This is a genomic window from Alicyclobacillus fodiniaquatilis (genome assembly GCF_042678105.1).
Taxonomy (GTDB): Bacteria; Bacillota; Bacilli; order Alicyclobacillales; family Alicyclobacillaceae; genus Alicyclobacillus; species Alicyclobacillus fodiniaquatilis.
The window spans coordinates 1-26608 of record NZ_JBHUCX010000074.1 but is presented as its reverse complement, the minus strand read 5'-3'; the positions used below and the strand labels follow the sequence as shown (position 1 = coordinate 26608).

21 protein-coding genes, 1 tRNA gene and 1 other annotated feature are annotated in these 26608 nt (G+C 52.1%); of the genes, 21 read left to right on the top strand and 1 reads right to left on the bottom strand.

Annotated features, from left to right (window positions below; translation table 11 throughout):
- Positions 1-35 precede the first annotated feature (35 nt).
- From ACFSB2_RS18365 to ACFSB2_RS18280, 18 genes are all read left to right on the top strand, one after another.
- Positions 36-2471 (top strand): alpha-mannosidase, encoded by a 2436-nt coding sequence (locus ACFSB2_RS18365; protein WP_377944544.1) that lies wholly within the window; start codon positions 36-38, stop codon positions 2469-2471.
- A 23-nt stretch (positions 2472-2494) separates the two neighbouring features.
- Positions 2495-3130: a D-sedoheptulose-7-phosphate isomerase gene (locus ACFSB2_RS18360; protein ID WP_377944543.1), complete on the top strand. Its 636-nt coding sequence runs from the start codon at positions 2495-2497 to the stop codon at positions 3128-3130.
- Complete coding sequence (locus ACFSB2_RS18355; protein WP_377944542.1) at positions 3127-4104, top strand: ROK family protein; 978 nt, start codon at positions 3127-3129, stop codon at positions 4102-4104. The genes ACFSB2_RS18360 and ACFSB2_RS18355 overlap by 4 nt, the downstream gene beginning before the upstream one ends.
- 16 nt (positions 4105-4120) lie before the next feature.
- A complete protein-coding gene (locus ACFSB2_RS18350) occupies positions 4121-5233 on the top strand; it encodes a Gfo/Idh/MocA family protein (RefSeq protein ID WP_377944541.1) in 1113 nt (370 codons plus the stop codon).
- A gap of 116 nt (positions 5234-5349) precedes the next feature.
- Positions 5350-8379, top strand: a complete 3030-nt coding sequence (locus ACFSB2_RS18345) for an FAD-dependent oxidoreductase (RefSeq protein WP_377944540.1) — start codon at positions 5350-5352, stop codon at positions 8377-8379.
- Positions 8380-8490: 111 nt separating this feature from the next.
- Positions 8491-9855: a sedoheptulokinase gene (locus tag ACFSB2_RS18340; protein ID WP_377944539.1), complete on the top strand. Its 1365-nt coding sequence runs from the start codon at positions 8491-8493 to the stop codon at positions 9853-9855.
- Positions 9856-9909: 54 nt separating this feature from the next.
- Positions 9910-10148 (top strand) — a binding site (T-box leader).
- A 443-nt stretch (positions 10149-10591) separates the two neighbouring features.
- Positions 10592-12271, top strand: coding sequence for a 2-isopropylmalate synthase (locus ACFSB2_RS18335; RefSeq protein WP_377944635.1), 1680 nt, complete (start codon positions 10592-10594; stop codon positions 12269-12271).
- 114 nt (positions 12272-12385) lie between these two features.
- Entirely contained in the window at positions 12386-13552 is a 1167-nt protein-coding gene (locus ACFSB2_RS18330) for a methyltransferase domain-containing protein (protein WP_377944538.1), read from the top strand.
- Positions 13553-13698: 146 nt separating this feature from the next.
- Entirely contained in the window at positions 13699-14463 is a 765-nt protein-coding gene (locus tag ACFSB2_RS18325; RefSeq protein ID WP_377944537.1) for a sugar phosphate isomerase/epimerase family protein, read from the top strand.
- 276 nt (positions 14464-14739) lie between these two features.
- Complete coding sequence (locus ACFSB2_RS18320) at positions 14740-15660, top strand: class II fructose-bisphosphate aldolase (protein ID WP_377944536.1); 921 nt, start codon at positions 14740-14742, stop codon at positions 15658-15660.
- Between the two features lie 41 nt (positions 15661-15701).
- Complete coding sequence (locus tag ACFSB2_RS18315; protein WP_377944535.1) at positions 15702-16382, top strand: aspartate/glutamate racemase family protein; 681 nt, start codon at positions 15702-15704, stop codon at positions 16380-16382.
- On the top strand, positions 16379-17869 hold the full coding sequence (locus tag ACFSB2_RS18310) for an FGGY-family carbohydrate kinase (RefSeq protein ID WP_377944534.1): 1491 nt from the start codon (positions 16379-16381) through the stop codon (positions 17867-17869). Before ACFSB2_RS18315 ends, ACFSB2_RS18310 begins: the two co-directional genes overlap by 4 nt.
- Positions 17870-17942: 73 nt before the next feature.
- Positions 17943-18608: a class II aldolase/adducin family protein gene (locus ACFSB2_RS18305; protein ID WP_377944533.1), complete on the top strand. Its 666-nt coding sequence runs from the start codon at positions 17943-17945 to the stop codon at positions 18606-18608.
- Positions 18605-19900, top strand: coding sequence for a four-carbon acid sugar kinase family protein (locus tag ACFSB2_RS18300; protein ID WP_377944532.1), 1296 nt, complete (start codon positions 18605-18607; stop codon positions 19898-19900). Before ACFSB2_RS18305 ends, ACFSB2_RS18300 begins: the two co-directional genes overlap by 4 nt.
- A 35-nt stretch (positions 19901-19935) precedes the next feature.
- A complete protein-coding gene (locus tag ACFSB2_RS18295) occupies positions 19936-20718 on the top strand; it encodes a DeoR/GlpR family DNA-binding transcription regulator (RefSeq protein WP_377944531.1) in 783 nt (260 codons plus the stop codon).
- Between the two features lie 114 nt (positions 20719-20832).
- A tRNA-Leu gene (locus ACFSB2_RS18290) sits at positions 20833-20917 on the top strand.
- Positions 20918-21072: 155 nt separating this feature from the next.
- Positions 21073-21918 carry a tyrosine-type recombinase/integrase gene (locus ACFSB2_RS18285; RefSeq protein ID WP_377944530.1) on the top strand — a complete coding sequence of 282 codons (846 nt, stop codon included), beginning with the start codon at positions 21073-21075 and terminating at the stop codon, positions 21916-21918.
- A gap of 140 nt (positions 21919-22058) precedes the next feature.
- Entirely contained in the window at positions 22059-22778 is a 720-nt protein-coding gene (locus ACFSB2_RS18280; RefSeq protein ID WP_377944529.1) for a uracil-DNA glycosylase, read from the top strand.
- 79 nt (positions 22779-22857) lie between these two features.
- On the opposite strand, the gene ACFSB2_RS18275 is transcribed toward ACFSB2_RS18280, so the two are convergent.
- On the bottom strand, positions 22858-23850 hold the full coding sequence (locus tag ACFSB2_RS18275; protein ID WP_377944528.1) for a beta propeller repeat protein: 993 nt from the start codon (positions 23848-23850) through the stop codon (positions 22858-22860).
- A 344-nt stretch (positions 23851-24194) separates the two neighbouring features.
- Between ACFSB2_RS18275 and ACFSB2_RS18270 the strand changes: the two genes are divergently transcribed.
- The 3 genes from ACFSB2_RS18270 (at position 24195) to ACFSB2_RS18260 (ending at position 26394) form a co-directional block, all read left to right on the top strand.
- Positions 24195-24605, top strand: coding sequence for an NUDIX hydrolase (locus tag ACFSB2_RS18270; RefSeq protein WP_377944527.1), 411 nt, complete (start codon positions 24195-24197; stop codon positions 24603-24605).
- Positions 24606-24761: 156 nt separating this feature from the next.
- Positions 24762-25835 carry a phosphotransferase enzyme family protein gene (locus ACFSB2_RS18265; RefSeq protein ID WP_377944526.1) on the top strand — a complete coding sequence of 358 codons (1074 nt, stop codon included), beginning with the start codon at positions 24762-24764 and terminating at the stop codon, positions 25833-25835.
- Positions 25836-25965: 130 nt separating this feature from the next.
- Positions 25966-26394: a DUF4279 domain-containing protein gene (locus tag ACFSB2_RS18260; RefSeq protein WP_377944525.1), complete on the top strand. Its 429-nt coding sequence runs from the start codon at positions 25966-25968 to the stop codon at positions 26392-26394.
- Positions 26395-26608: the final 214 nt, after the last annotated feature.

The window sequence follows — 26608 nt, the reverse complement described above, 5'->3', positions numbered from 1 at the left end:
GGACACATGGCAGCAGAAAGGCGAGGGGGATAATTGTGGGACAAGATACATTGCATATGATTGGCAACGCGCATATTGATCCGGTTTGGTTGTGGCAGTGGCAAGAGGGATTCCAAGAAGTGAAGGCGACATTTCGTTCCGCGCTGGATCGGATGAAGGAAACGGATGAGTTCGTCTTTTCATCCAGTTCAGCCGCGTTTTACGCATGGGTCGAAGAAAATGATCCCGCGATGTTTCAAGAAATTGCTGACCGAATTGCCGAAGGGCGCTGGGAAGTGGTTGGCGGTTGGTGGATTCAGCCGGACTGTAACATTCCCGCTGGCGAGTCATTTGTGCGCCAGGGGCTCTATGGCCAACGCTACTTCAAGGAGAAGTTCGGCGTCACGGCCAAGGTTGGCTACAATGTCGACAGCTTTGGACACAATGGCATGCTGCCGCAAATCTTAAAGAAGAGCGGCATGAACAACTATATCTTCATGCGTCCTGGCACACACGAAAAAGGATTGCCAGGCCACGTGTTTTGGTGGGAATCAGATGACGGCTCCCGTGTCTTGACGGCGCGGATTCTGTTCGAATACTGCACTTGGGGCAAAGAACTAGATCAACATGTGCGCCGCTGCGCCGAGCAACTGCGCGGCCCTGTCAACCAACTGATGTGCTTCTATGGAGTGGGCAATCACGGCGGTGGGCCGACGAAGGAGAATCTTGCGAGCATTGCGCGGATGCAGGCGGAGAATCCGGATTTACAACTGCCATTGAGCACGCCGAATCGTTACTTTGCGGCACTGCGCGAGGTGGAAGACGCGCTGCCTGTTGTGCACGATGATCTACAACACCATGCAAGCGGCTGTTATGCGGCGCATTCGGGTGTGAAGCGCTGGAATCGCAAGGCTGAAAATCTGCTGTTGGCGGCAGAAAAATGGTCGCTGCTCGCGGATTGGACAACGGGGCAGCCGTATCCGAAGGACTATCAGCACGCTTGGAAAGGCGTCTTGTTCAACCAGTTCCACGACATCATGGCTGGCACCAGTCTGGAAGCTGCTTATGATGATGCGCGTGACTTGTATGGTGAAGCGATGTCCATCGCCAGCCGTGGGTTGAATCTGGCTGTGCAGTCCTTTTCCTGGCGCATCAACATCCCAGAGGAGCAAGGAATGAAGCCCATCGTGGTCTTCAACCCCCACGCCTTTACCAGCTACATCAATGTCGAACTGGAATGCGGCGGGATTCCGGAAAATGCGGTATTGGTTGATGATAACGACCGTGTCGTCCCGCATCAACTCGTGCAGTCGCTCGCGACTTCGAATGGCCGCCATCGCCTGAGCTTCATGGCGGAATTGCCGTCTTTGGGGTACCGCGTCTATCGCTTGCGCGCTGGGGAAGAACGCGCAACGAAAGCAAAAACGACGGAAGCAACTTGGCGGGCGACCGATACGCTGTTGGAGAACGAGCTCTTGTTGGTGGAATTTGATGCAGAGACCGGCTTTATCAAGCGGTTGTTCGACAAGGAAGCGGGCGTCGAAGTATTCCATCAAGCGGGCGCGCGTCCCGTCGTGATCGAAGACAAAAGCGATACCTGGAGTCATGGCGTGCTGGACTATCAAAATGAAATTGGCCGCTTTGTCGCCAAGCGCGTGCGCTTGCTCGAACACGGCGATGTCAAATCGGTTGTGCGCGTGACGAGCAGTTATGGGACGTCCACTTTGGTGCAGGATTTCATCATGTATCGCGACGCCAAGCAAGTTGACGTGCGCGTGACGGTGGATTGGCACGAGCGCTTTAAAGTGCTCAAACTGCGCTTCCCTATCAATGTCAGTCACAGCAATGCGACATATGAAATTCCGTATGGGCACATCGAACGTCCTGTCAATGGCGAGGAAGAGCCAGGTCAAAACTGGATTGATGTCACCGGACTTTCGCGCGATACGGGCGAGTCATACGGGTTGAGCGTGCTCAACGACGGAAAATACAGCTTCGATATCTTGGACAAAGAGATGAGCTTGACTGTGTTGCGCAGCCCCATCTACGCGCATCACGATCCGCTCGTGCCGGATGAAGACGGCGAGTATTCGTTCATCGATCAAGGAATCCAGCGGTTTTCCTATGCGCTATTGCCGCATAAGGGGAGTTGGGTCGATGCACAGACAGTGCGTCGGGCGGCTGAATTGAACCAACCGCCGATTGTTGTGGTGGAAACCTACCATCAGGGCGACTTGCCGCAAGCTGATTCGTTTTTGACGGTGGATTCGGATCATGTGGACGTCAGCGTCGTGAAGCAGGCGGAAGACGACAATGAAATGGTGATTCGCTGCTACGAGACCAGCGGTCAACCAGGGACAGCCCACATTTCTCTGCCGAAATGGGCGCGGACATTTACAGTCCAGTTTGGACCGTGCGAAATCAAGACGTTTTGTATTCCGAAAGATGTTGAACAACCCATACGGGAGACGAATCTACTGGAGTGGAGCTAAGCTCGTCACAGGAGGCGGATAAGGTGTCGCGCGTCATTGATCAGTTGGTAGAAAAGTATCCGGATTTATCCGGTTGTCAGCAGGATGTAAAGCGGGCGTTTCTCGCCATGAAAGAGAGCTACACCGCTGGTGGCAAACTGTTGGTTTGCGGCAATGGGGGAAGCGCCTCGGATAGTGAACATATCGTCGGGGAATTGATGAAGGGTTTCATGTCCAAGCGGACGTTGCCCGCTGCAGAACGTCAACGCTTTGTCGACGAGTTGGGCGAGGAAGGCGGTGCGTTGGCAGACCTCCTGCAAGGTGGCCTGCCGGCCATTTCGCTGACCAGTCACGCGGCTTTAATCAGCGCGGTTGCAAATGATACGGATGCAGCGATGGTCTACGCGCAGCAGGTGTACGGCTATGGCAAACAAGGCGACGTGCTGCTTGGCCTGAGCACTTCGGGCAATTCCAAAAATGTGTTGCAGGCGCTGCGGGTCGCTCGCGTGCAAGGCTTGACGACCATCGGATTGACCGGACAATCGGGCGGCGAGATGAAATCGTTGTGCGACATCTGCATCTGTGTGCCCTACGTGCAGACGCCAGACGTCCAAGAACGGCACCTGCCGATATACCATGCGCTCTGTCTGGCGCTGGAGGAGGCGCTGTTTCAGCCATGACGATTCTCGGGGGAATTGATATTGGCGGGACAAAGTGCGCAGTCGTGCTTGGCAAAGTGACAGGAGACGGGGTAGAGTTACTTGATAAGGTGAAGTTTCCTACCCCCTCCACACCAGAAGCCGCTTTGGCGGCGTTGACCGAGGCGCTTGCATCTCTTGCACAGCGCGCTCAAATCAAGGTGGATGCCATTGGCATCAGCTGTGGCGGACCGCTCAACAGTGAAACGGGACGAGTGCTCTCGCCGCCGAATTTGCCGGGATGGGACGACATCGACGTCCTGTCCCCGTTTCAAGCGCAGTTTCATGTTCCTGTCGGCCTGCAGAACGATGCGAATGCGTGTGCGCTGGCCGAGTGGAAGTGGGGCGCCGGGGCGGGCACGCGCAACATGGTGTTCTTGACTTTTGGCACTGGAATGGGCGCAGGTCTGATTTTAGGCGGTCGGCTTTACACGGGGGCCAACGACATGGCCGGTGAAGTCGGGCATATCCGACTGGAACCGGACGGGCCGGTCGGCTACGGCAAGGCCGGGTCCTTTGAAGGATTTTGCAGTGGCGGCGGGATCGAAAAACTGGCCAGATCTTGCGCAAAGATTTGGTTGGATGAAGGTCGCGCGCCATCGTTTTGCAAAACGTATGACGATTTGCCTGCCATCACCACGGAAAAAGTCGGCATTGCCGCAGGTGAAGGGGATGCGCTCGCCCTGGAAATTTGGCAGACGGTGGGCTATCAACTTGGGCGTGGACTGGCCGTCTTAGTCGATGTTCTGAATCCTGAAAAGATTGTCATCGGCAGCATTTATGCTCGTCAGCAAGCATTGCTGGAACCTGTGGTCCTTCGTCAGTTAGAGGAGGAATCCTTGGCGATGTCATCATCTGTTTGTCAGGTCGTTCCCGCTGGGTTGGGGGAAAACGTAGGAGATTTCGCCAGCTTGTCCGTAGCCCTATATACCTTGGAAGCGGACGGTAGTCAATAAGAAGGGTGATGACGAAATGAGTCGAGCGAAAGTTGGCATCATTGGTTGCGGCAACATCAGTGAGATTTACTTTAAGAATTGTCAGGCATTTGGGCTCGAAGTGGTTGCTTGCGCGGATATAGACGTCGACCGGGCAAAAAGTCGGGCAGCACAGTTCAATGTGCCAAAAGGCTGTTCCGTGGAAGAACTGCTGGCGGATCCAGAGATTCAATTTGTCATCAACTTGACCATCCCCAGCGCGCATGCGACGGTGTCGCGCCAAGCGCTGGCTGCGGGCAAACATGTCCATTCGGAAAAACCGTTGGCGCTGAACCTCGAAGAGGGCCGGGAACTGCTGGCATTCGCAAAAGAGAAGAACTTACGTGTCGGCTCGGCACCTGACACATTTTTGGGTTCTGCGTTGCAGACTTGCCGCAAGCTCATCGATGATGGCTGGATTGGCAAGCCTATCGGCGCAACCGCCTTCATGACCGGGCATGGGGTCGAGAGTTGGCACCCAAATCCGGACTTCTTCTACCAACCAGGCGGCGGCCCGATGTTTGATATGGGACCTTACTACCTGACCGCATTGGTGAACTTGCTGGGGCCTGTTCGCCGTTTGACGGGCTTGACGCAAGTGACCCAAGAAACGCGTACGATCACGACAGAACATCGCTTTGGCGAAAAAATCCCTGTGAACGTGCCGACACACGTAACCGGATTGCTTGAATTCGAAGCTGGCGCCATCGGCAACATCATCACGAGCTTCGACGTCTGGCATGCGGACTTGCCACGCATTGAGATCTATGGGTCAGAAGGCACATTGTCTGTGCCGGATCCGAACAATTTCTCTGGTTCTGTGCGCGTGCGCCGCAAAGATGCAAAAGAGTGGGAAGAGATTCCGTTGTTGTTTGGCTTCAAGGAAAACAGCCGCGGCTTGGCAGTGGCTGACATGGTCGATGCGGTCGCATCGGGGCGCCAACATCGCGCCAACGGCGACTTGATGCTCCATATCGTCGAGTTGATGCAAGGGATTCATGTTTCATCTGAAGAAGGGCGTCATTATGAGATGCAAACCCGCTGTGAGCGGCCGCAACCTTGGTCGACTGGGTTTGATGTCACGGCGCTGCTGACATCCTCAAACTTCTAAGGCTACTTTAAAACAGCATTGTCGCGCGCTTCTCCAGGGGGGCTTTTAAAAGAGGTCCCCCCTAGAGCGCGCGACAAGGTATCAGATTACTTTCCGCGCTAGAGGAGGATTCTTTTTTGCAAAAGCCATCGAACGTCGCGCAGCACTTGTTGACCACAGAAGTTTTGGTCGTTGGTGGCGGTTTTGCGGGTGTGGCAGCTGCAATCGCCGCCGCCAAGGCTGGCAGACAGGTCTGCCTCGTCGAATCGCGCGCGTATTTGGGCTGGGAGTTGTTTGCGACCTTGCGGCCCTGGTTGACCGCGGCGGAGCACGAAAAATTGAACGAGTTGTTCAATTGGACCGACAAAACCTATACAAGCGACTCGACGTCTGGGGAACAGGCCGTCATTCCAGATGCATGTAAGCTGTTGTTAGAAGATGTTTTGCTTGCCCACGGGGTCAAGCTGCTTTACTATGCGCACGTCATCGGCTGGGAACAGGAAGAAGCAGGCTGTCGTGTGGAGATTGCCGGGAAATTCGGTCGCAGATACATCTGTGCAAAGGCGCTGATTGACGCCACACAGGATGGTCGCTTGGTTCGCTGTTTGCCAACCAGCGCGCGGCGCAGTCTAGCCGAAGCAACGCCTTATCGAACGATTGAATTCACACGAGTTGACGCACAACGTCTACAAGAGTTGCCAATGCGCATCCCAGAGGATATCACCAGCGATTTTATCGTTCACCAGGGCCACGAAGGCAGCGGCCATTTATTGATTGAACACGCACTGCCTGCGGTGGCGGATCTGCTCTCGGAACGCGTAGGGGATTTGGATGTGCGCGCGCCGTTTTTCAGCATGACGTTGGCCAGATGGCTGTTCGAGCATCATCCTGCCTTTGCCAAGGCAACGTTGGCGACTTCATCGTATGAGCTGACGCTCCCGCCGTTGTGGCGTTTAACGGGATCGAACAATGCGAACTTGGCGGAAAAGTGCTTGACACCTGTTGGCGAAGTGCCCTTGGCAGCTTTTTACGCGCAGGAAGGTTTGTGGGTGGCGAGTGGCTGTGCAGATCTGGCCGACGACACGGCGCAAGCGATTGCAACGGATTTGATCACGCTGCTGCAGTTGGGCACCGCCATCGGACAGCGGTGCGCGCAAAGCTGCGGCGAGCTTCAGATCACGCGCCCAGTCGCCACTTACGAACCACCGATATTTCATCGGGCGGTAGAGACCCTGGTCATCGGCGGCGGCACGAGTGGCGCGTCTGCCGCCATCACTGCTGCGGAGACCAGCGACACGTTGCTTGTGGAGATGAATTCGGGGCTGGGGGGCACGGGCACCATTGGTGGTGTCAACAGTTACTGGTATGGCCAGCGGGATAAGTTCAGCGGCGAAGTGAGCCGTTTGGTTGCAGATGAGCATGCTTGGATGGGCATTCGCGATTCGGCTGGCCGCTGGAATGTCGAAGCAAAGATGTTTGCCTTGCTCAAGGCGGCTTGCCGGGCCAATGTCGATATCATCTTTCGCTCGATGCTGGTCAATGTCTGCGTGAATGAAGCTGGCGCGGTCACGGGGGTTGTCGTGCTGACGCCGGATGGGCTCTTGCACATTGACACGAAAGTGACCATTGACGCCACGGGAGACGGCGATGTGGCGGTGCTTGCGGGCGCCGATTACGTGTACGGGGCCAAGCGCGATGCGGCGACGATGTGGTATTCGATGGCGCCAGTGACCAGACCAGGTCTCCCTCGGAACAACTGGACCAGCAGCATCGATATGGACGATGTCGAGGATATCACACGCGCCGTTTTATCAGCGCGCCGCCGCTGGGTCGGGCATGATCACAGCCCATACATCGCCCCGCGCGAAACGCGGCATATCCAGGGCGAGGTTTGTTTGACGCTGACGGATCAACTGCGGATGCGCCAGTGGTCTGATGTCGTCTATGTGGCGTTCAGCAACCACGACATCAAGGGACAGAGCGGTTCCGACTGGATTCGGCTCGGTCTGATTCCGCCGAACCTGGAAATTGAGATTCCTTATCGGGCCATCGTCCCTGCCGGTATCGACGGCGTGTATGTCGTTGGTAAGGCGTTTTCGGCAACGCACGACGGTTTGCCTGCCATTCGCATGCAGGCAGATCTCGAAAATCTGGGTTGCGTGGCGGGCATCGCCGCAAGACTGTGTGTTGCGGAAGGTGTCACACCGCAGACGCTCCCAGTCGACACTTTGCAGCAGCGTCTCACTCAGTCCGGCATGCTGGCGGAAAGTGTGTGCGGGCGATCCGTCCCTGATTCTGCACCCGAACTGACCGAGGCGGACATGCGCCATTGGGTCAGCCAGTTGAATGATGCCGTCCATCTCTATGCATACTCCGATATGGAGTTTGACGAGGTGCGGCGCGATCCGATTCCATTGGTGGAAGTTTGTACAGCAGGGCCTGCCATCGTGCCGATTTTGGAGGAGGAACTGCGGCAGTCACATTCACCAAGGCGGATCACCGTTGCCAAAGCGCTCGCTTGGTATGGATCAAAGGCGGCGACGCCCGTCTTGTTGGCGGAGATCGCGCGGCATCTGCAAGGTGACGAACTGCCGATGCGCGACGCCAATATTCGCCATACGCAGGCCTCGCCGGATCAAGGCGCAATGCCAGAGCTTGCTTACCTCTTGCATGCGCTGGCGATGACGCGCGATGAACGGGCGCTTGACATTTTGCTGCCGGTGGTGGAATGTCTGCATCCGACAGCGGAGCGGTTTCGCGACAACAAGAGCGGCGTGTTTCACTATGTGGACGCGGTCTGCGAAATTGCCGAAGCCATTGCCTCGCCGCAATGTGTGCCAGCCTTGGAACAGCTGCATGATGAGGCGCTCTTCCATGACAAGATGCTGTATGGCCCTTTGCAGGCCGATTACTTTGAAGAGCGCATCGCCTATGTCGAAGTGACCATTGGGCGGGCTTTGGCGCGCTGTGGCGCAAAGCGCGGGTTGCAAATCCTCGTCAACTATTTGCGGGATACACGCCGCAGCTTGGTGCGCTACGCTTATCATGAACTGAAGGACATCACGGGCAAATCTTACCCACCAGATGCCGCGCGTTGGCAGGCATGGTTGACAGAGGTCGATGAAATTGCGCCGAAGCCGTGGTATCAGGAAAAAGGGCAAACCTGATATCCGGTTGACGTATGCGTTCCTCGTACTTGCGCGTGAATGTGGATACAGGCACTTGGCCACACGCGAATGTAGGCGTGTGGCCTGAATTTGAGTTGGAGTTGAATGTCGGTGAAACTGATTGGCCTGGATATTGGGACCACCTCCATTTGTGGTGTGATGCTGGATGCAGAAACTGGACACGTGCTGGATAAAATGACAAAGCCAAATGATTCAACCATCTTCACGGAAGAACACTTTGCTAGATGTCAGGATGCGACCGCAATCCTCGACGTGGTAGAGGAGATCCTGCACGATTTGGTCAAGCGTGATACGGACATCGCTGCCATCGGCATCTCCACACAGATGCACGGCATTTTGTATGTGAACGCATTGGGGGCGCCAGTCAGCCCGTTATACACCTGGCAAGACGGCCGTGGAGATCTGCCGTATGGCGACGGACGCACTTATTGCGATGTGTTCACCGAATTGACTGGGTATCCCATCGCGACAGGCTACGGTCTGGTCACGCACTTTTACAATGTCGTCAATCACATGGCGCCATCCAACGCGGCGTCTTTGTGCACGATTGGCGACTACGTCGCGATGAAGCTGGCGCAGCAAACACGGCCAGTCACCGATGTGACCAATGCGGCCAGTCTCGGCGCGTTTGAGCTGCAAAAGGGACGCTTCGACGTTTTGCGCTTGGCGGCAGTGGGCATTCAGGCGGACATTCTGCCGGAAGTGGTCCCATGCGGACACCGTGTTGGCGAAACGGTGCAACACATTCCCGTTTTCAGCGCACTTGGCGACAATCAGGCCAGTTTTCTTGGCGCTGTCCCGTCTGCAGATGACACGCTGCTCATCAACGTTGGCACAGGCGCGCAAGTGTCGCTTTTGTCTGACGATTTCATCCAGGCTCCCCATTTTGAAACTCGCCCGTTTCCCGGCAATCAGTTTTTGTTGGTCGGCGCGACGCTGAGCGGCGGCAAGGCATATGCGCGCTTGGAGCAGTTTTTCCGCGAGGTCGTCACTTTGTTTGGCGATGACGCCCCAGCATCGCTCTATAGCAAAATGAGCGATGTTCTTGATAGGACGCCCACTGCGGTGGAATCGTTGGAAGTCACGCCTTGGTTTTATGGGACTCGTGAAAATCCCCAGGCGCGTGGCAGTATCCAGAACATCTCGACGGACAACTTCACGCCGGCGCATCTGATGGTTGGTGTTCTTGAAGGCATTGTGCATGATTTAGCCGCCTATCACCAACACCTGCCCCAGGCGTTGCGACAGCGGATAAGGCAATTGGTGGGTTCCGGGAATGGGATTCGCAAGAATGCGCATTTGGCGGCGATGATCGAACGGCAGTTTGGCAAAGGGATGCGGTTGTCCGCCAACGAGGAAGAGGCGTCTGTCGGCGCTGCGCTTTGCGCAGGAGTGGGCAGCGGCGTATTTTCATCGTTTGCAGCGGCGTCCGCCATGCTGTCTTTCCAATCTTGACCGCGGTGGAGAACCGTGGTATGTTGACAGTATTAAGATTTCAGTTGATTTTGTCAAAACGCTTTGATCGGGAGTATCAGGGAAAGATGCTTTTCAGAGAACTGCGGGAAGGTGCGACGCAGTAAGTGAATTCCTGAATCTCGCCCGGGAGCGGCTAGGCGGAACGTGAGTACACCTAGACGATTGACCCTCGTTATGCGGTTTCGCAGATTTCGTTCTGCGGCAGAGGTGGGCTCGAACGTCGGGTCAACGAGAGTGGTAACGCGGTTGGTACATGGCCAGTCGTCTCTTTATGAGGCGGTGGTCTGTTTTTATTTATATCCAGTTTTTGCAGCGAAACGCGAAGATGGGGACGCACGAAAACAAGGCTTGCCCAGAGAACTGCGGGAAGGTGCGACGCAGTGAAGTTTTTTTTCGCAACTCACCCCAGAGTGGTTGGACAGAACCGTCTGCAAGACGTACTAAGTCCGGACGCCTGACCAGCGTTATCGGGTCGCAACATGTATATGTTGCACTGAGTTGGATTTGGCAAGCCAAATCAACGAGGGTGGTACCGCGTTCGACAACAGGTCGATCGTCCCTTGCGGATGATTGGCCTGTTTTTTTATTGATAGACCGCCACGCGTGATGGTTCGCGCATGGCGCAGCACTAAGGTGCCGTATGATTTTCAAGATAGACATATCATTGTGGAGGGAAGAACAGATGACCTTGATGAATGAAGGAATGGGAGCCAGCATGAAAAATTACCAAAAGTATTCAAGAGGCTATTTTATGCCACCGGAGACGAGCTTGAAGTGGACACAGAAGGAGTACATCACCGAAGCGCCCACATGGTGCAGTGTAGATCTGCGCGATGGAAATCAGGCGCTGGTCGTTCCGATGAATTTGGAAGAGAAGCTGGAATACTTTCAGTTGCTTGTGGACGTTGGCTTTAAAGAGATAGAAGTCGGTTTCCCGGCTGCGTCGGAGACAGAATTTACTTTTCTGCGCACATTGATTGAAGAGCATCTGATTCCCGACGATGTGACGATTCAAGTGTTGACCCAGTCGCGAGAACACATTATCCGCAAGACGTTTGAATCGTTGCGCGGTGCGAAGAAAGCGGTCGTGCATCTGTACAATTCAACCTCTGTCGCGCAGCGGGAACAGGTGTTCAAAAAATCAAAAGCGGAAATCATCGATATCGCCGTCAGTGGCGCAAAACTCTTGCAGGAATGCACGGCGCAAACCGAGGGGAACTTCCTGTTTCAGTATTCGCCAGAGAGTTTTACGGGGACAGAAGTGGAGTTTTCGCTCGAAATCTGCAATCGAGTGCTGGATGTGTGGCAGCCTACGGCAGATAACAAGGTGATCATCAATCTGCCGGCCACCGTGTCGCTCTCGATGCCGCACATCTACGCAAGCCAAATCGAATACATGAGTGAACATTTGAATCATCGAGCGCATGTTGTGTTGTCCATACACCCGCACAATGACCGAGGAACCGGTGTGGCAGATGCAGAGTTGGCGATGCTGGCTGGCGGGCAGCGGATCGAGGGAACCTTGTTCGGCAACGGGGAAAGAACCGGCAATGTGGACATTGTCACGCTTGCTTTGAACCTGTTCTCACACGGTGTAGATCCGCAGCTCAATTTTGAAAATATCCCGGAGATCATTTCGGTGTATGAGCGGCTGACCAAAATGCCGGTGACGCAGCGGCATCCATATGGCGGTGAGCTGGTGTTTACCGCATTTTCTGGATCACACCAGGATGCCATTGCCAAAGGCATGAAATGGCGCGAGGATGAAAACCCGCAGTACTGGACGGTGCCGTATCTTTTGATTGACCCCAAGGACATCGGCAGAGAGTATGAGGGGGATATCATCCGCATCAACAGCCAGTCCGGGAAAGGTGGAATCGGTTATGTGCTCGAACAAAATTACGGGTTGGATCTTCCACCTAAAATGCGAGAATGCTTGGGTTATAGTGTAAAACATGTTTCAGACAGAACGCACAGAGAAATCATGCCGAATGAAATATACGATATTTTCATGACAGAGTATGTAAATGTGAAAACACCGATTGAGTTTATCAAGTACCGTTTTACTGAGCACGATGATTTTCAGACCGTCGTCACTGTGCGCATTGACGGTGAGGTGAAAGAATTTACGGGCATCGGTCAAGGTAGATTGGACGCCATCAGCAACGCGCTGCAGACGAATCTCGGTTTGGATTACACCGATTTGGTCTATAAGGAGCACGCCCTGGAAAGAGGTTCTGCGTCACAGGCGGTATCCTATATCGGCATTGTCGCTTCCGATGGCACAGGGTACTGGGGATGTGGGATTGACGTCGATATTATGACGTCTTCTGTCAAAGCGCTGTTTAGTGTGGTGAATCAATTGTGTAAATCGATGTCACTGTCTCGTTCATAAGAGACGAGTCAGACGCTGATTGGTAAACCGGAACATGGTTGCACAAGGCGCAACTTTTACTGCGCGCCTTTGCGGCGTTGAACGAGGGCATACATCCTGTATGTCCTCGTTGCGGTGTGGGGGTCAAAGGTCGGCAATCGGCGTGAGCGGGATCGACTGGTTCATCTTTTGCAGCTAACCGGTGATGAACTTGCGCTCGACGTTGGCTGTGGCAGAGGACTCATCCTGCATGGGATGGCCAAACGACTGCGAACGGGCAAGGCGGTCGGTGTAGATATATGGAATGCGCGGGATGTGTCCGGCAATGATCCAACTGTGACGAAGCGAAACGCAGCGGCGGAAGGTGTGGCGGATCGCATCGGCTGGTTTGCGCGAGTAGTAGGCCTGCGAACTGTGACCGGTCCGGCCGTGAATCATCCGCAACACGTGAAAATGCCAGGGGGTGTGCAAATGCACGATGTCGTCCAATATTACACCGGCTTTGGGACGCGTGAATGGAGCCGATTAGATAGGGATCCATGGGGACGATTGGAGTTTGTCGTGAATTGGCACTATATCAATCACTATCTGCCGACCACAGGCCACATCTTGGACAACGGGGCTGGGCCGGGAAAATACGCGATGAAGTTGGCGGAAAAAGGATTGCGCGTGACGCTGGCGGATTTGACGCCGAAATTGGTCGAGATCGCCAGGCAAAAAGCGGACGAATTTGGCTTGAGCCATCAATTTGTCGGTTTTCATGTGGCGAATGCTTGCGATTTATCGCTGTTCGATGACGAGGCATTTGACGCAGCGCTCATGCTCGGTCCGCTTTATCACCTACAGCAAGCGGACGAACGCGAACGGGCGGTGCAGGAACTATATCGTGTCACCAAACCAGGCGGACACGTTTTCGTCGCGTTTCGATCACGGTTGAACCACACGCTCACGTCCCTATTACATCCCGAACATTGGCAGCCGAACAACACGCTGGATGAGATCAATCGGTTTTTGGAGACCGGGGTTTTTAACCATCGTGATTCAGGGCGATTCACGGGCGCTTATTTTTTTGAGATTGAAGCTATCAAGCCATTTATGGAGGCAAACGGATTTGCATCCATCGATTTAATTGGGTCGACAAACATCGGTGTGGCCTTGAACGAAGCGCATTGGCAGTACTGGTGGGAGAAGGGAGAAGCGGATAAATTGGAACAGCTGTTGATTCAGACGGCCAGAGATCCTTATGTTTTGGGGATGTCATCCCATCTCCTTTACATCGGCAGCAAGAGAACTTCCCTGTAAAAATGGCTCAAAGCGCAATCTGATACGATCAGCCGTCCCTTGGTGTGTGAAGAATTTTTGGGATGGAACAGGACTTCCGTTCCACTTGCAGAAATCTTCAAGTAGGCAGAATAGATCATCCGTAGACGAGCCTGGGAGGTTTTTTCATGCGTAAAATGGGGATTGGCTTGCAAATGTACACATTGCGCGACGAGACAGCGAAAGATTTCGTCGGCACGCTGCGCAAAGTCGCTGCAATTGGTTATGAAGGCGTGGAATTTGCGGGCTATGGTGGGTTGTCAGCTGACGAGCTGCGCGCTTTGCTCGACGAGTTGGGCATCAAAGCGGTCGGAAGCCATGTAGATATCAATCGCGTCAAAAACAACATTGACGAGGTCATCGCATTTGAGAAGACGATAGGCAGCAGCTATGTCGTTGTGCCGTATATGCCCGAGGAATTCCGCAATACGCCGGAGGCATGGCAGGAGACCTTGGCGCTGTTTGACGAAGCTGGCAAACGTTTTGCCGAACAAGGTCTGGTATTTGGCTATCACAACCATTCCTTTGAATTTGAACAAAGCATGGGTGACCAATTGTTGTTCGATGCTCTGTTTAGCGGCACGGACAGCGCTGCAGTCAAAGTTGAATTGGACGTTTGTTGGGCGCAACACGGCGGACAAGATCCACTAGCATATCTCAACAAGTACAAAGGGCGCGTACCGCTCGTTCACTTCAAGGATCTACGTGTCGATGCGGATGGCAAGGCGCTGACCATGCCACTGGGCGAAGGCGACATCGACCTGGAGAGTGTGTTGGCGGTCAGCAGCGAGTCCGGAACAGAATGGCTGATTGTCGAACAGGATCAATGCCAATATGATCCGATTGAGAGCATCACAAACAGCTGTAAGTGGCTACAATCGCACTTGCAATAACGCGTGATTGGCAATCAGCAGCGAAGGCGATATTGCGCAGCGCTGATGTGGACCGAAACACAGAACCCACGCCGAGCGTCCCACTTTTGGCGAATGTGGTATATAGCGGCATTAAACCCACTGTGGAAATCACAGTGGGTTTAATTGTCTGTGTTTTGACTGGAATAAGCCTATTTCATGTGGAATGATGGGAAGGTGAATGTGTTATAATCATCAACAAACAACACAATACCTCGATATACGTCAAAAAGCGAAACTAGGGAGGCATTTAAACATATGATGCAACGACCAGATAACCTGTATACCCTGAAGGAGGCGCTCTCTGTCGCTGAACGGGGCAAGTATGCCATTGGCTCTTTCTCTCCTCGCTATACACCGATGATCCGCCCTGTATTGGCGGCGAGCCAGCAAAACAATTCCCCAGCCATCGTGCAAATCTCGCAAAAGGAATTGGAACGTTATCACATTGAGCCAGCTGAGTTTGGCGAAGTGTTTTTCCGCGAACTGCGCGATCTTCAGATCACGGTGCCCATCACGCTTCACTTGGATCACACCAAGGATATTCGCGTCATTGAGGCGGCGATTGCCGCTGGATTTACATCTGTGATGATTGACGCTTCGGAACACGATTTGGCGGAAAACATTCGCATTACGCGTGAAGTTGCCAGATTTGCGCACGAACAAGGCGTTTCGGTGGAAGCGGAACTTGGCAAGATTGGCACCACGGACTTTGTGGAAACAGATACGGATGAAGAAATGTACACGGATCCGAATGAGGCAGAACAGTTTGTGCGTGAAACCAAGGTGGATGCACTGGCGGTTTCAGTCGGAACTGCGCACGGTGTTTACCAAGTCCGCCAACCGAAAGTAGATTATGAGCGTCTGCAGGCGATTCGCGCCAGAACCGATGTCCACCTCGTTTTGCATGGCGGCTCTGGGGTGCCTGCGGAAATGGTCAAAGCGGCCATCCAATTGCCTGGCGGCGGCGTCAGCAAGGTGAACATCGCGACGGATCTCGAAGTTGCACTGTTGGCGGCGTTGGGTCGGGCGGATCGAATGACAAATGCTGAGTGCAAAAACCTGGCGGAAGACCAGTTGGTGGCTGGGCGCAATGCGGTGGCCGAAGTGGTTGCGGAAAAAATGAACGTGTTCCTCGGCAGTGCCGGGAAGGCAGGGACTTTTGGCGCAGCGAAGTAAATGGTAAGAAATACATTTGGGAGAAAGGAAGCGAGACATGTATGAGCGACACGCTCTTCATCATTCACACTACCCCCGTCACGGTAGCGTCATTGAACGAACTTGCCAAGGAGATGATGCCAACCACGCGCGTGTTCAATATCGTGGACGACTCTATTCTGCCGCAACTGCAGCAAAATGGCGCAGATTTGACGGAGATTGAAGAGCGCTGGTTTTTCTACGCCCAGACGGCTGCAAAGCAAGGGGCGGATTGCGTTCTGTCGGCTTGTTCATCTGTTGGCGAACTGGCGGATCGCGCACAGGCGCAGTTGCCGATACCGGTGTTGCGCATCGACAGCGCAATGGCGGAGAAAGCACTGACGTTTGGGCCGCGTATCGGCGTCGCGGCTACACTCGCAACGACCTTGGGACCGACGACGCGCCTGCTGGAGCAGAGCGCAGCCCGCAGCGGCCGTGAGGTGACCATCCATCCGGTATTGGTGGACGAGGCATATCGTCAACTGCAAAAGGGCGATGTAGACGCACATGATCGGGTTTTGCTCGATGCGCTGTTTGCCCTGCGAGCGCAGGTGGATGTCGTGGTTTTGGCGCAGGCGTCGATGGCGCGAGCCGTGGCCAACCTGCCAGCGCATGAGCAGGCATACTACTTGACCAGCCCGCGGCTTGGCATGGCGCGTGTGCAACAAATCATGGCACAGCAGGCGGCAGAGGCCAATCCATGACAGCCATCATCGGTGTGGATGTCGGCACGACCCACGTCAAAGCAGGCGTCTTCGATGCCGCAGGGCGCACGCTGCATATTGCGCGCCGCTCGACCGTGACGCATCAGGATGAACAAGGGCTTTTTTATTACGATCCCGATGAGATTTTCGCCACGATTCTCGCTTTGCTGGACGAGTTGTTTGCCCACGCGCCTGGCGTAGCACCGGCCACCATTGGCATTGCGAGTATGGCTGAAACCGGCTTGCTTTTTGATGTCAAAACGGACAAAGCGTGCAGTCCATTTGTGCCGTGGTTTGACAGTCGTTCCAGTAGCCAGGCGGCCTTTGTCGAAGCGGAGGCCGACGTTTTTGAACTGTTTGCCCGCACAGGATTGCGGCCCAACGCCAAGTATGGACTGTGCAAAATTCTCTGGCTGCAGGCGCACATGGGCAGCATACCCGAAGGGGCGGTCTGGCTGTCCATGGCCGACTATGTCATGTATCGGCTGACAGGTGTTTTGGCCACCGACTACACGTTGGCGGCGCGAACGCACGCGTTTCGCATTGATGATCTATCCTGGGACGCGGAATGGCTCCGCCATTTTGGCCTGCGGCAAAGTCTGTTTCCAGACGTCCTGCCGAGTGGACGGCCAGTCGGTCAGCTGCAGTCCGCGTTTGTCCAGCGCTTTGGATGCAAAAGTCAACCAAGCGTCTGTGTGTCAGGTCATGACCATCTCTGTGGCACACTCGGCGCAGGACTGTTTGCGCCAGGCGATGTGCTGGATTCCATGGGAACCGCTGAGACATTGCTCGGCACGTTTGCGGCACGTCGGCTGACGCGCAAAGATTATGAATCGGGGCTGGTCTTCGGGCTGCATGTCATTCCCAAGCAGATGTTTTGGCTGGGGTCTGTACCTGCGTCGGGTGGATCTGTCGAATGGTTTCGCCAGCAGTTTGCCGAACCGGCGCTCTCCTACGAGGCGCTGTTGCAGTATGTGCAGGAGGCGGGGGATGAACCGACAGGCATGCTCTACTTCCCCTATTTGGCTGGGGCTGGAGCGCCAAAGCTGGATGACCGTGTAACAGGGGCGTTGTTGGGTCTGACGCAGGCGCACAAGCGCGGGCATGTGTTGAAAGCAGTGCTAGAGGGTGCGGCGTATGAGGTGGAGTCGATCCGCCGATGCGCCATGTCTGTACTGGAGGACACCATCCGTGAAATCACCATCAGCGGCGGGGGAAGTCAAAATCGTCATTGGCTGCAGATCAAAGCGGACGTGATGGGTTGTACACTTCGTGTGTCCGACACTGTCGAAGCCACGTTGCTTGGCGCGGCACTGTTGGCGGGCGTCGGATGTGGCTTGTACAGCAGTTTGGCTGAAGTGGCGGCTGGTTTTTCTGGACAAGCGCAGACACATGTTTCGTTTCACCCGTTACGTCACACTGCTTATCAGCAGATTTTCACAGAGCGGTATCTTCCGCTGCAAAAGGTACTGCACAGCTATGCGTGACAGCAGCGTTGCAAAAGTACAGGCAGAAGCCGTGATCGACAGTGGAATTTTGCAATGAGAGGAGTCGTTGTATATGGAAGCTTCACATCATCGGGAAGTTGTCCAATCGCTGATTTCTGTTGGTCGTTACATGATGGAAAATCAACTTGCCTGGGGGAACTCTGGTAACATCAGCGCCCGCACAGGCGAGACGAAGTTTTGCATCACGGCGAGCGGCACATACCTCGGTGAACTGGAGGCAACGGATTTTATCGAGGTGGATGTTCAGACCGACGCGCTCTACGGTGTGGGCAAGCCGTCGAAGGAAGTGCCGATGCACACGGCGATTTATGAAAGTCGGCCGGATGTAGGCGCGATTTTGCATGCGTCTCCTTTTTACAGCACCATGTTCGCTTGCACAAAAGAACCGTTGCCGAACGACTGGTTTGTTGAGGATTTTTACTACCTGGAACGGATTGCCCGCGTGCCTTATTTTCATCCAGGTTCCGTGGCCCTCGGTGAAGCCGTGCGTGAACAGGCGCGCGTTGCGAATATCTTGCTGCTGGAGAATCACGGTGTCCTCGTATATGACACGACCATTCGTGAAGCGCGGATGGCCTTGCAAACGCTGGAGATGGTGGCGAAGATGGCCGTCTATGCACGGATGAGTCAGTTGCCCATGGAACCTGTCGGTACACAGGTTGTCGCTGATTTTCTGGACAACGCTGGCTATAAACCGCGCAGGAGGTGGCCGACGTGAACATCGGGGTGGTTGCCGATGACATCACGGGCGCAAACGACATTGGCATCATGTTTGCCAAACACAACTTGACCGCCAACGTGTATTCACTCGGCGCAGGGGATCAATTGCTGTCGCAGGGTATGAGGTTGCCTGCGATGGCCGTGATCGACACCAATTCCCGTTTGGACAGTCCGGCAGACGCGTACGCGAAGGTGCGGCAGGCGACGGCAAAACTGCGCTCAGTCGGGTATCAGCAGTTTTTTAACAAGACGTGCTCCGTCTTTCGTGGCAACATCGGCGCTGAATTTGACGCCATGCTGGATGAATTGGATGCTGAATTTGCCGTCGTCGTCCTCGGGTTTCCCAAAAATGGCCGCACGACCGTCGATGGCATCCACTATGTCGCAGGCCAAAAGCTGGAGGATTCGGCGTTTCGTCACGATCCGATTCATCCGATGCGCAGGTCGGATTTGGTGGGGATTCTCCAGAGCCAGACCAAGCGGAAAGTCGCGCTGATTACCCATCAGGTGATCGACCAAGGTGAAGTGGCGTTGCGGGGACAGATTGAACAGATGCGAGCGAAGTGCAACTATCTGATTTTGGACGTGGTGGATCAGGCGAGTTTAGGCGTGATTGCCAAAGCAGTGGCCAAGGAGCGCATCATTTGTGGCAGTTCGGCGATTGCGGAGGAATTGGCCGCGTTGGCGACGACTGAGTCCCCGCTGGATGTTCACATGACGCTGCCAGTGCAAAACGGATATGGCATCTGTTGTGTCGCCGGGAGTTTGACGCCGCAGACAAAGGCACAGGTGGCCTATATGAAAGCGCAGGGAACGCCGACCATTGAACTGGAGACGACCATCTTATTTGATGAGACAGCGCGACACAGCGAGATCGACCGTCTTACAGGGGATTTTGTGCAACATCTAAAGGCGCGGCGCAACCCGATTTTGCACGCCAGTCACAGCATACAGGCGTTTGAAGCGACGATGGAAGCCGGGGCGCGGCGCGGGATGACGTCAGAGGCGGTTGGCCGATTGGTGGCAGACACACTGTCGCAAATTGTGCAGGAGACGCGCGCGCAGTTGCCGGGTTTGAACCGCTTTGTGATTTTAGGCGGAGAGACTTCTGCAGCCATTTGCAAGCAATTGGATGTGCATGCGATGGCGGTATGGCGCGAGATTGAGCCGGGTTTGCCGTCTTGTATTTCCTTGACGGAACCGCCATTCTTCCTGATACTAAAATCAGGCAGCTTCGGTCAGGCAGACTTTATCAAGAAAGCGATTGACCACCTAAGCGAAAGTGCATAAAAGCTTAGCGGTCAGGTAAAGGGGACATAGAGAATATGCTGGTCGCAGAGCGCCGCAAGCGGATCAAAGCGTTGCTTATGCAGGATGGAAGTGTCAAGGTGGCTGATTTGGTCACCATGTTTGAGGTGTCCGAAGAGACCGTGCGCCGGGATTTGCACGAGTTGGAACGCGCGGGCATTGCGTTAAAAAACTACGGTGGGGCGATTTTGGCCGATGAAGTGGATGTGGCGCCAACGCCTGCGCCTTCTGTGCAGCAGCGCAAAGTGCATCTGGCCGTGGAAAAAGACGCAATTGGTCGATGTGCGGCTGCCATGGTAGGGACTGAACAAGTGGTGATGCTCGACGCCGGTTCCACCACGTCCTGCGTGGCCAGGTATCTGGCGGATAGTGAGCAAGTGACGGTTGTGACGAATAGCATCACAGTGGCAGATTCGTTGAGCCAGAACCAACATGCTTCGGTATTTGTCCTCGGGGGAAAGCTGCATCCAAACTTTATGAGTTTGATTGCACCCTATCCGGAAGAGGAAATTCGGAAGTTCAGCGCTGACATTGTGTTCTTGGGCGCTTCGGGGATCACGTTGGACAAGGGATTCACGAGTGTCGATGTCTACGAAGCGCAGGTCAAACGCGCGATGATAGAGGTGGCGCGCAAGGTCGTCGTCGTGGCGGATCACAGCAAATTTGAAAAACGCGGATTGGTTTCCTTCAGCGATTTTGCCAATGTGGACGTTCTGATTACCAGTAAGATGGCAGATTCCGAGATTGTCAAACAGATTGAAGCGATGGGTGTCGAAGTGTTGTTATGCGAGCTTTCGTGAGTCATTTCGGCAATGATTTGTCCGACGAATGACTTGGTAAATTCGTGTTGACAGCTTGTACGCTGACAGTATATAATCAGTTGCGTTGACACGTTTTCCGGGTCAAACGAATATGTCGGGGTGGCGGAATCGGCAGACGCGCACGTTTGAGGGGCGTGTGGGGAGACCCGTGCGGGTTCAAGTCCCGCCCTCGACACCACATCAACTAGGAATACCTAGTGCCACAAGGACTTTTGGGTTTTTCGCCCGAAAGTCCTTTTTGTTGTTTACATTACGATACGTACGGCTTCGTAGTTCCATGACATGTGTGCGGTGATTTGAACAGACCACACACGTATAGGAGGAACGATGACGATGGCACGTAGAAAGAATGTTGTAAAAACCCATGAGGACAGTGTAGGAGCCACAACAGCGGTCAGTATCCAAACCAATCAGGTATTGGATTTTGACACGGCAATGGAATTGTTTATTAACGAACAAAAGATACTTCACAGAGCGCCACGTACCATAGAATGGCATCGGGAAAATCTCCACACCTTGAGGGCATTTCTTGAACGCCAAGGGTTAAGTACGACTCCAAACCAGATCACAACAAAGATGCTTAAGGAAAACTACATTCTTCACATGCTTGAAACACTACAGTTATCGCCAGTCACCGTAAACGGACGCATTCGTTCTTGCAAAGCATTCTTTGATTTTTTGTTGAATGAAGCGTATTCGTCATTAAATCCAGCTAAGCAATTGTCGCTATTGAAGACGAAAAAAACCGTTATCGAGACATTCTCGCGTGACCAGTTGAACTTGTTGCTGTCGGCTCCAGACAAGAATACATTCACAGGCTTTCGTGATCATGTCATTATGTTGCTCTTACTGGAAACTGGAATGAGAGTTTCAGAAATAGTGGGGTTGAAACTGCAAGATATACGTTGGGCGGATAGTAGCATTCTTGTATTGGGCAAAGGCAATAAGGAACGGCTCGTTCCATTTCAAAGAAAGATGAAGGCAACGCTAAGAAAGTATATTTCTATTCGGGGAGATGTTGAAGGGGAAGACAAGGTGTTTCTGACCATTGATAATATACCTATGTCAACCAGAAATGTGCAAGAGCGTATTCAAGACCATGGGAAGCTTGCAAATATTCAAGGGGTGCGCGTGTCTCCGCATACGTTCAGACATACCTTTGCAATGGTGTTAGGCTGAAATGGTGGACACAACGAATCAAGAATGTAAGAATAAGGAGATTCGAGGTGAGCCACAGATAATTTTAGCTGGATCAAAAAATATGACAGTCATAAACAATTTGTCCAAATGCAGGATTAGTAGCGTCGGAGGGGAACAGCATGGAGAGAAAGGTCATTAAAGTTAAACGAACAGTAGAGAGAAATATACTTGAGAAAGGGGAAGGGGCTTCGTCAAATGGTGATGGGTGGTTGCACCAAGAAGTCTTTGTAGAAGAAATCTTTGATCAGAAGGTATGGGGAATTATAGGAGAGATGAGTGAGAAAGTGTTCCCTTCGGTGAATAATTTCTATAAGGACTCTTCCCTACGGCAATCCAACCTTGAAAAGTATTTCAATGCTTTATTTTGGAAACGCCCTAGCTATATGTTTATAGGAGAAGCACCTGGTGTTCACGGATGTGCTTTGACAGGGATACCATTTACCTCTGAACGTGTAATTAGAGATGGAATTACAAACCATCACTTTAATGGAACTCGGTTCATGGCTGAAGGACACTCTTATGAAGGGTCGGCCAGTTACTTCTGGCAAATGATAAATCGGATGCCCAAACCACCAGTATTGTGGAATGTATTCCCCCTTCACCCCTATAAAATGGTAAATGGAGAAATGAAGAATCGCGCCCCGAAGGAAGCTGAAAAAGCGTGGGGACAGGAAATCTTGTTAAAGGTTCTTGGTTTATTTCCTAGTATTCACATCATAACGGTTGGAAATCATGCAAGAACTACATGCGAAAAACTCAAAATTAAGACATCGGGGCACATCATCCATCCCGCACACCATGTCAATGAGTTCCGTGAACAATTTAGAATTTTTTTGTAACATAAGTGTGTAATACGGATATTCACCCAGCTACCTATAAAGATAGATCCAGTTGGGTGAATATTTGTGTTGAAAAAAATTACTGACGCCCAATAGGTTGCTCTTTTGACCAATGGTATCCGCCATCATTGGTGGCGTAATTTGTAACTGCATTTGTCATCGCATCTCGCACAATCGCAGTTCCATGCTTGTTGTCGGCAAACACCAACTTTTGAACTTGATTTTCTCCTGTGAATGGCAAAGCAATTTTTGTCCATGTCCGCCCCGCGTCATGTGTGATTTCTAGCGTGTTTGTACCAGTCATGTTTGTTGTGTCTGGAATGCCACATTGAGGACAAAAACTGACGAAGTAAGCTGTTTGTCTATCTGGTGCGTAAAAGTTGGACAGATAGCCTTCTGCTGCAATGGACGAATTATTGTTGGAGTATCCCCATGTAATTCCATTGTTGTCGCTATGGTAAAGTGCATGTCTTGGGAACTGGTTATCGTTCCATGTTGCCATTAACCAAGTCAGCTTGTGATCCAGCGTTACGAATGAAATCTGTGGAGCGCCATATGTAGATGCACCTCGTGTTATACGAGATGGATATGACTCCTCTATCCAATGCGTACCACCATCGTTGGTGCGATACATTATGAGTTCACTGTTCTGTATCGCTCCGCAGATAATGCCAGTGGTAGGAGTCTGGAAATGGACTTGAAAAATGTTATCTCCAAGCGGCGTTGATACTTTTGTCCATGAATGCCCTGCATTGTGCGACACGAACAGAGCGTGTTTAGGATTGGTTTTCTTATCCCATCCAATGACGTAGACCAATTTGCTTGTTACCCATTCTGGCGATGCAGTGTATTTGTCTGGCTTGGCGGGCAGGGCGTGGCTGTGAGGGCTTGTTGGACTGATTTGCTTGACCAACGCAGTGTTAGTCATATTTGCTTTGATCGTTTGTGATTGTCCTGATGTCGTCTTGGCCGCGATGTTATTTGATGTGGAGTTATTGTTTGCTGTTCCACAGCCTGTCAGCAATGTAATGCCAATCAATGCTGTTGCAATGGCTCTAATATGACTGTTCATGATGGTTTCTCCCTTCGCTTTCACCAAATATGACGGAGTAGCGAAGGTCATTGTGTCAAGAGATGATATGGAAAATGGTTACATGTGGTCAGGTGGGTTGTCTTCGGAAATGGCGATTCGATCTTCTACATGACAACTTGTTTGTCCGTTACTGTAAGAAAAGTAAGCGTTCATATGATTGAGAAAGGATGTGAGCAATTATTGGTGAGAGGATCGGCTAAAGGAGTGGTAAAATCAGGTGTAAAGGCAAGTTGCTGCAACTGCGATTGGTGTGTTCTGCCTGTTGACTAACGATCAGAAGTGTGCGGTTAGGGAATGTAAAAATTATCAAGGGGGGAAGAGAAATGTCAGAGTGGCCCAAACACTCGGTTTCCGCAGCTGCAGTGGTAGTGAACGAGCATGGAGAAATTCTACTCATAAAAGGACCTCGGAGAGGATGGGAACCGCCTGGGGGTGTGGTGGAGCTTGGTGAATCAATTGAGTCGGCAGCCGTTCGTGAAGTTAAGGAGGAATCTGGAGTCGAGATTGAGATCGTTAAGTTCTGCGGTATATTTCAAAATCTTGAGAAAGGTGTAGTAGCAACAATGTGGCTAGCTAGAGCAATCGGAGGGGAGCTGACAACGTCCGAAGAGAGTTTGGAGGTTGGGTATTTCACGATTGAACAAGCTATGGAGATGATCACTTGGCACACATTTCGAGAGCGGATTCAGTTAACTTTGGATGAAAGTCAGCACCCGTTTTTTGTTGCTTGGTAACATAAATTTTGTAGCTCAAAGCTCCGTCGCCAAAGGGGCGAGTTGATAAATGGTTGCATGAAAATACAAATTGTTCGATGTCCTGCTAACGGGACTCTCGGGCAGGATAGCGACACAAGTAAGCGAATCAATTTCCTAGATGAAAGGCGAGTGAACATGAGCAGAGTTGAACGTCGAATTGAATCGGTTAATAGGCCCTCGGCAGATCGGAGTGGGGCGATGTTAGACAATTGTTTCCCAAGCGAGATGTCCTTGTTATCTGCAAATGCACTTTGTAATTACATAGCGAAAGAGTATTTCAATAGTTCTTCACTACAGTGCCGATTGTATTACAGAGGTCTCCATGACATATATAAGGTTGTTGCATACAATAATGAGTATTTCTTCAAGGTATACCGCCAAGGTATAAGAAGAATAGAAGAAATCCAAGATGAAATTGATTTGCTCAATCATCTTAAAGCGTCCGATATAGAAACCACCCTACCCGTAGTCAGATGCGATGGAAAGTTCATTTCGGAATTCAATACCGCCAATGGAAATCGATTTGGTGTCCTGTTTACGTCAGTTGGAAATCATGGCCTTAGCGAAGTAGAGGAGACTGCGGAACTAAACGAGCAATTAGGAGGATATGTTGCCTCTATCCACAGGGCTTGGGATTCAGTCAATCTGGGAGGAAACCGCTGGAATTTAGACGCGGGCTTATTCATAGACCGTGCAATGCACGCTATTAGAGAGTTCTCAGACATTCATGTGTTTGACATAGGTTTTTTGGAATCCATCGCTAAAGATCTCAAAAGCAAACTAGCCATTTTGCCTGTAAGGAAATCGCAATATGGTATGTGCCACGGCGATATTTACAGCGGAAATATCCGGGTTGGTAATGACAACAGCCCCATCCTATTTGATTTTGATTTCTGCGGAACAGGGTGGAGGGCATACGATATTTCGATGTATGCGTTTCCGTTCGGAATGGGGTGCGATGTCACCAAGCTGAAAAAGAGAGAAGAACGAAAGCATCAATTTCTAAATGGATACAACAAGGTCAGAGCAATGAGTGACGAAGAGATCGAGTCCATTGCCCTCTTCGTACCATTCAGAAGGATTTTCAATCTTGGTATGCTTTATATTACCTTCCTTCCAAATACTTGGGGAGACATTGCAGTGATTAGAAACGTTGATGAAGACGTAGCACTGCTTAAAAAATGGTTTGAACTTAACCCTATTTTATGAGCGACAGTAATCTTGAACTATTGGGTTAATTCAAGAAGGCGACGAAAAATCCCTTAGCGGACGTTCCGTTACTGAACAAACGGAGCGGAATAGTTGAACAAGATTTGGTTGTGGAGGATTGGTATTCGGCGTGGAAAGAACAGAGGTTATGGTGTACTTCACAATATTTGGTGATGAGTTTCCGTTGGAAGTTGTAACACAAAAACTAGGGGTTCCACCTATACTGACCTACACAAAGGGAGATTTAATCCCTAATCGTCGTTCAAAGATGCATTATAAGGAATCCGCGTGGGAATTAAGTACAGGTTATCAAGACTCTTTAGATGTAAACGAACAGCTTCAACAAGTAATAGGTCAACTGGTGGGCAAAGAAACGGTGATTACTGGGATATTGAAAACGTACTCACTGTTATGCAAGTTCTTTATTGTCATTGTAATCAACAACGGGGAAACACCTTCGTTATACTTGGACAAAAGCGTAATTCACTTTGCGGCAAATATCGGAGCCGAGTTTGACTTTGATTTGTATGCGAACCCTTACGAAGGCGAAATGGATTGAATCTGTTTTTGTCGCTAAACGGGGGCGAAAATCCCCTAATTGTGCGATATGATTAATGAATAATCATACAGTTTTTAGATTTGCAATGCTATTGCGCACAAGGAGCAGGCTAGTCATAATGAACGAGGCCGGCCCCATTTCGTAAGCACGTGGGTTACACTGAATTTGGGATAACCAGTGCAGAGCCACAATACGAAAAGGAGCCGGTTATAGT

Bases quoted from the DNA above. Each gene is read 5' to 3' on its own strand.
- ACFSB2_RS18355 (WP_377944542.1), top strand. From the start codon at position 3,127: ATGACGATTCTCGGGGGAATTGATATTGGCGGGACAAAGTGCGCAGTC.
- ACFSB2_RS18350 (WP_377944541.1), top strand. From the start codon at position 4,121: ATGAGTCGAGCGAAAGTTGGCATCATTGGTTGCGGCAACATCAGTGAG.
- ACFSB2_RS18335 (WP_377944635.1), top strand. From the start codon at position 10,592: ATGAAAAATTACCAAAAGTATTCAAGAGGCTATTTTATGCCACCGGAG.
- ACFSB2_RS18325 (WP_377944537.1), top strand. From the start codon at position 13,699: ATGCGTAAAATGGGGATTGGCTTGCAAATGTACACATTGCGCGACGAG.
- ACFSB2_RS18320 (WP_377944536.1), top strand. From the start codon at position 14,740: ATGATGCAACGACCAGATAACCTGTATACCCTGAAGGAGGCGCTCTCT.
- ACFSB2_RS18315 (WP_377944535.1), top strand. From the start codon at position 15,702: ATGAGCGACACGCTCTTCATCATTCACACTACCCCCGTCACGGTAGCG.
- ACFSB2_RS18310 (WP_377944534.1), top strand. From the start codon at position 16,379: ATGACAGCCATCATCGGTGTGGATGTCGGCACGACCCACGTCAAAGCA.
- ACFSB2_RS18305 (WP_377944533.1), top strand. From the start codon at position 17,943: ATGGAAGCTTCACATCATCGGGAAGTTGTCCAATCGCTGATTTCTGTT.
- ACFSB2_RS18295 (WP_377944531.1), top strand. From the start codon at position 19,936: ATGCTGGTCGCAGAGCGCCGCAAGCGGATCAAAGCGTTGCTTATGCAG.
- ACFSB2_RS18285 (WP_377944530.1), top strand. From the start codon at position 21,073: ATGGCACGTAGAAAGAATGTTGTAAAAACCCATGAGGACAGTGTAGGA.
- ACFSB2_RS18280 (WP_377944529.1), top strand. From the start codon at position 22,059: ATGGAGAGAAAGGTCATTAAAGTTAAACGAACAGTAGAGAGAAATATA.
- ACFSB2_RS18275 (WP_377944528.1), bottom strand. From the start codon at position 23,850: ATGAACAGTCATATTAGAGCCATTGCAACAGCATTGATTGGCATTACA.
- ACFSB2_RS18270 (WP_377944527.1), top strand. From the start codon at position 24,195: ATGTCAGAGTGGCCCAAACACTCGGTTTCCGCAGCTGCAGTGGTAGTG.
- ACFSB2_RS18265 (WP_377944526.1), top strand. From the start codon at position 24,762: ATGAGCAGAGTTGAACGTCGAATTGAATCGGTTAATAGGCCCTCGGCA.